Raw genomic sequence first — 5,158 nt, 5'->3', positions numbered from 1 at the left:
ATAATTCAGCTACTCTCCTCCTGACGGAAGCCAGAAACAGCAAGGATTCGCTTGTGATGCGCTTTCGATGGCATCCTTGATTCGCCTCCCGGCCGTCAAATGGCCCTGAATTTGTCCAAAGTCCAATTCACAAGAAAATGGATGATTTTGAACCGTCCCGCTAATTGGCTATTGGCTAAGTTTCTTTTGCAAGAGTTGATTCACCATCCCCGGATTGGCCTTCCCTTTGGTGGCCTGCATTACCTGGCCTACCAGGAAACCTATCGTCTTTGTTTTGCCTGCCTTGTATTCGGCCACCGGTTGAGGGTTGGCGGCCAGCACTTCCTCAATAATGCCTATCAATTCTTCCTCTCCACTGATCTGAACCATGCCTTTTTCCTCAACAATCTCTTGGGGAGATTTGCCAGTGGTGAATATTTCAGTCAGGACTTCTTTAGCTATTCGGCCGCTTATTTTACCCTCATCCATCAACTTAAGCAGGGAGGCCAGGCCAGCCGGGGTGAGCTTAGAGTTTTTTACCTGCTGGTTATGGGCCGAGAGATTAGCTAACACCTCTCCCTTGACCCAATTGCTTACTATTTTAGGGTTGGAATAGAGTTTGGTGCATTCTTCAAAGAAATCAGCCAGGGTCTTATCTTGAGTTAGAACATTTATCTCGTCATCCGAGAGGGAATATTCTTCTTTAAATCGCCATCTTTTCGCCTGGGGGAGTTCTGGTATGTGCGCCTTAATCTCCGTCAGCCAGGCGGAGTCAATCTCTAGCGGAGGCAGGTCCGGCTCAGGGAAATATCTATAGTCATGGGCCTCTTCTTTACCTCGCATCGAATCTGTCCGTTTGGTTCCGGCGTCATACAACCTTGTTTCCTGAACGATCCGGCCGCCTTCCTCAAGGATATCTATCTGGCGTTTGATCTCATAATTTAAGGCCTCCCTTACCCCCTTGAAGGAATTCATATTCTTTACTTCGGTCTTTGTCCCCAATTCAGCCGTGCCTATTGGCCTGATAGAGACATTGGCATCGCATCTTAAGGAGCCTTCTTCCATATTACAGTGGCTGACTTCAGTGTATTGGAGGATTTGTTTCAGGGCGACCAGGTATTCATAAGCTTCATCCGGCGTTCTTATATCCGGTTCACTGACGATCTCAATAAGGGGAATCCCACAACGGTTGAAATCAACAAAACTCTTATCAGGATCGACAAATTCTTCCTCATGAATCAGTTTGCCGGCATCCTCTTCTATATGAAGCCTGGTAATACCGATCCTCTTATTTTGCCCATTTACAGAAATATCAATGTAACCGGACTTAGCCAGGGGTTCATCATATTGAGATATCTGATAGGCCTTGGGTAAATCAGGGTAGAAGTAATTTTTTCGGGCAAATCGGCTTAGGGGTAAGATATTACAATGTAGAGCAGCAGCCGCCATTAAAGCCAGTTGGAGGACCTCTCGGTTCATAACCGGCAAGACGCCCGGCAGACCCATACAAACCGGACAAACCTGTCTGTTAGGTGCCGCCCCAAAGTCAGTCTTACAACTACAGAAAAGCTTTGATTTGGTAGATAGTTGGACATGCACTTCTAACCCAATAACCGCTTCGTAATCCATATCCTTACCTCTTAGATAGGCTGAAGACTGAAGGCTGAAGTTCAATAGCCTTCAACCTATCTACCTGAGTAGTTACCTATAAACAATAATACCACAAGAAACAAAAGATTGTCAATCTATTTTTCGGGCATTGATCATTGTTTCGGCCATTTACGAATAGCCCCCTGGCAACCAGACTACCAGATGTCGGCAAAAAATGGCCGAACGAAACGATGACCATCGCCAAGTTATTCAAGCATAGTTGGTCTCCTCCCGACTTATCCGCCTCAGACACTCATAGGCCAGCAGGCCCAAGGCCCCTTCCTCAGCCAGGTCACCTTTTTTATGGGCCTCTTGGTATATCTTGGCCGCTACCGCCTCAAGATCAAGCTCTTTCCGGTCTGGGCTATAGGTCCGAAGCAGTTCCCTAAGATGTGACCATAGACGGGCTTCTCGAATAGCCTCTTGGTAGTCATCCCGGCCAGCTTCTTTATCCTCGGCGGCCTTATATAGGCAGCCGGCCCCCTCCGGCTCTAACTCCTTCAGCTTATCAAGTAGGGGGTAAATGGCCTGAAAATCCTGCTCTTCAGAATAGATATCAATCAGTTCCAAATAGGCCGGGCTGCGGTCCGGTTTTAGCTCAATCACCTTCTTGAGAAAATCCTTAGCCGCCGGATTCTGCTCTGCCTTGTAAATTAGACCTAACTGGTAGTAAATGAAGACATCAGCCGCCTCATTAGCTATGGCTTTCAGGCAGGTCTCTCTTATCTTATCTACCTCCCTGGTCCTATGGTAACAATGTATGAGGCTTTCATAGGCCATAGCGTTTTGAGGATTGTGTTCTATGGAAAGCTTCAGGTTGGTTATAGCTTCATCTAAACGAGAAAGCTTAAGATATGCTTCACCTATGTAATGATAAGCATTATAGACCAGCCCTATTGTGTCAACCATTAAACTGTCAACCCTCGGTTTTTCCTCTCGTTGTTTTACAACCTCGATAAACTTTTTGAAGGTGGCAATCTCTTTCTCCGTTCTACCCATCTTAGAATAGACGAAACCAAGAACCATTATTATATCCGGGTAATAAGGACACATTGAGACCGCTTCCAGGCAGACCTTTTCTGCCTCCCGGTAATCATGGAGTTTATAATAAGAATAGGCCAAATCACACATAAGCATAACCAAGGTCTCTTTACCCTTAATGGTTTTGGTTTTGGTTTTGGTTAGATTCAAAGCCGTCAGGGCCTCCTTGATACACTCTGGATACATCTCGTGAGACCGATAGAGTTTTGCCAAATGAAAGCGGTAATAAAGGTTATCCGGATTCTTTTTTAGGCCGTCTTTAAGTAATTTAGCCGATCGCTCCAGTTTCTTCTTTGCCTGGTCCGGCGGTAAATTATACCCGCTGTGATAGACCCGAAATTCAGTAGTAAGAATCCGGCCGTTTATGATAAGTTGATTATGAACTATGCCCTCATAGTGAAACCCCTGGTGGTTTTTAAAGAGTCTGATAGAGTATAACTTAGACATCCCATCACCTGTTTCACTATAAACGGCAAAGATGATGCCTACGTGTTCTTTGTCCTCTCTTAATATCTTCTTGATCTTGGGGATACATCCCTGGTCCAGCCATTCATCGGCATCGAGGATAAGGACCCAATCCGAAGCGGCGTAGGAGAGCGATATATTGCGGGCGGCAGAAAAACTATTTGGCCAGGGATGTTGATAGAGCTTTGCCCCAAAAGATCGGGCTATTTCCATGGTCTTATCCTTCGAGCCTGTATCGACTACGATAATTTCATCCACCAAATCCTTGACACTTTCCAGGCACTTAGGCAAACGCTCTTCTTCGTCTCGAACGATCATACAGAGAGATATAGTAGGTCTGGCCAAAGAAAAAACGCCTCCTCTTAGTTTAATTCTACCATAGAAAGAATTTGGGGGCAAGAAGTTTTTGGAATAGGAATAGAAAACGTTGTAATCGTTCACCACAGAGACACAATCTTTAGCGGTTTCCAAGGCTCAGCCTAACCGTACAGGTCGCAAATAATTGGGTCAGCAATAGAAGTTCATAGGCATTTAGTCCCTGGTTCATTAGAGTCAGCCTACGAAGAATGCCTTTGTCATGTTTTGAAAGACGGAATCAAGAGACTTGTCCTTTAGATTTTTCTCAGTGTCTCTGTGTCTCCGTGGTGAGGTGAACGGTTACTTTCATTGTAACCGTTCAGCCACAGATGCACACAGATGAAACACGGAAAATCCGTGAGCCGTGTCCGTGATTAGGGTCTGTCCTTAGGCTGTAGGGACAACCCTTGTGGTTGTCCGTCTACGGAACGGACATGGACAAGCACGGACAGGGACAAGCCCTGTCCCTACACTTCCGCCTTCTGTCCTGTGTTATTTATCCGTGCTAATTCGTGCATACCTGAACGGTTACCTTTCATTCTTCACACATGGAGAGCAGCAAGTTTTGTTTGACAGAGAATATGTCTTGTGGTAAATTAGTCCAGCTCGGCAGAACTTCCTCCCTGGTTTGGAGTCGCAGATAGGGGTCAAGGCTTCCAGGATTCAAGTAATATTAACATAAACCTACCCTTGAATCCTCGAACCCTGTTGAAACCAAGGAGAAACTTATGCGGTGTTATATTAGGGTCAGAGATTAAAACACTGTTGGAACTAACTCGACAGTTAAAAGTTCTTCGCAACTCATTGGTATTCCTGGTCTATTTGAATCTACCCGCTACCAAAAGCAAGTGCCCTATTTTATAAGTTGGGCCCGAAGGCATGCAAGAACTTTTAACTGTCGAGGGAGTTGTGATATGCAAAAACATCCAACTATTTCCCTTTGTATGATTGTTCGAGACGAAGAAGAGCAACTGCCTCGTTGTCTCGAAAGTGTGAAAGGTCTGGTCGATGAGATCATCGTCGTCGATACCGGCTCAAAGGATAAGACTATGGAGATAGCCCATTCCTTTGACGCTAGGGTCTATAAGCATCCCTGGGAGAATGATTTCTCCGCCGCCAGAAATATCTCTCTAAGTTATGCCAAATCAGATTGGATACTTATTCTTGACGCTGATGAAGAACTGGAAAGAGAGGATATCCCTAAGATCTGGCAATTACTAAGGTCAGAAGAATGTGAAGGGTTAACCTTTGCCGTCTACAGCCAACTGCTTGGTAGCGAAAGGGTAAAGCACGATTCAATCCGGCTCTTTAAAAATCATAAGGGTGTGGCTATTTTGTATTACGATACAATTTTTGTAACTACTCAGCCACCACATATTGATTTTGAAGCTTACAGAACACAATATATTGTGGTTCGTCTCCTTTTATAGGTTGCATAGAAAGCCGTTTTTTAGGAATTTTAGCTAACTTTTAAACACCTAAACACAATATGTTGTGGTTTCGCTAGGTAAGGCTACTATATAGAGGCTGAGTAGTTACCAATTTTTTTTATAGGTAGGAGTTATGATATAAAGAGCTAAAAAAAAAGCTCCTTTCTGCCGAGTTATGTAATGGAGGATTCAATAGCCCAGCAGAAAGGAGAACTAAATGAGAACGGGAGAAAGAT

Annotated in this window: 3 protein-coding genes and 1 pseudogene; 2 read left to right on the top strand and 2 right to left on the bottom strand. The window is 44.7% G+C overall.

Going from position 1 to position 5,158, the window contains the following annotated elements; translation table 11 throughout:
* Positions 1-168: 168 nt before the first annotated feature.
* Both gatB and AB1797_13000 read right to left on the bottom strand, forming a co-directional pair.
* Positions 169-1,608, bottom strand: coding sequence for an Asp-tRNA(Asn)/Glu-tRNA(Gln) amidotransferase subunit GatB (gene gatB, locus AB1797_13005; GenBank protein ID MEW5768504.1), 1,440 nt, complete (start codon positions 1,606-1,608; stop codon positions 169-171).
* Positions 1,609-1,839: 231 nt separating this feature from the next.
* Positions 1,840-3,480, bottom strand: a complete 1,641-nt coding sequence (locus tag AB1797_13000; GenBank protein MEW5768503.1) for a glycosyltransferase — start codon at positions 3,478-3,480, stop codon at positions 1,840-1,842.
* Between the two features lie 153 nt (positions 3,481-3,633).
* Between AB1797_13000 and AB1797_12995 the strand changes: the two are divergent.
* Positions 3,634-3,723: pseudogene (locus AB1797_12995) on the top strand (GxxExxY protein).
* A 683-nt stretch (positions 3,724-4,406) separates the two neighbouring features.
* Positions 4,407-4,922 (top strand): glycosyltransferase family 2 protein, encoded by a 516-nt coding sequence (locus AB1797_12990; GenBank protein MEW5768502.1) that lies wholly within the window; start codon positions 4,407-4,409, stop codon positions 4,920-4,922.
* The last annotated feature ends 236 nt before the right edge of the window (positions 4,923-5,158 follow it).

Source organism: bacterium (genome assembly GCA_040753085.1).
In the GTDB taxonomy this organism is placed as follows: Bacteria; UBA9089; JASEGY01; order JASEGY01; family JASEGY01; genus JASEGY01.
The sequence above is the reverse complement of the archived record's forward strand: the minus strand, read 5'-3'. Positions and strand labels throughout refer to the sequence as shown.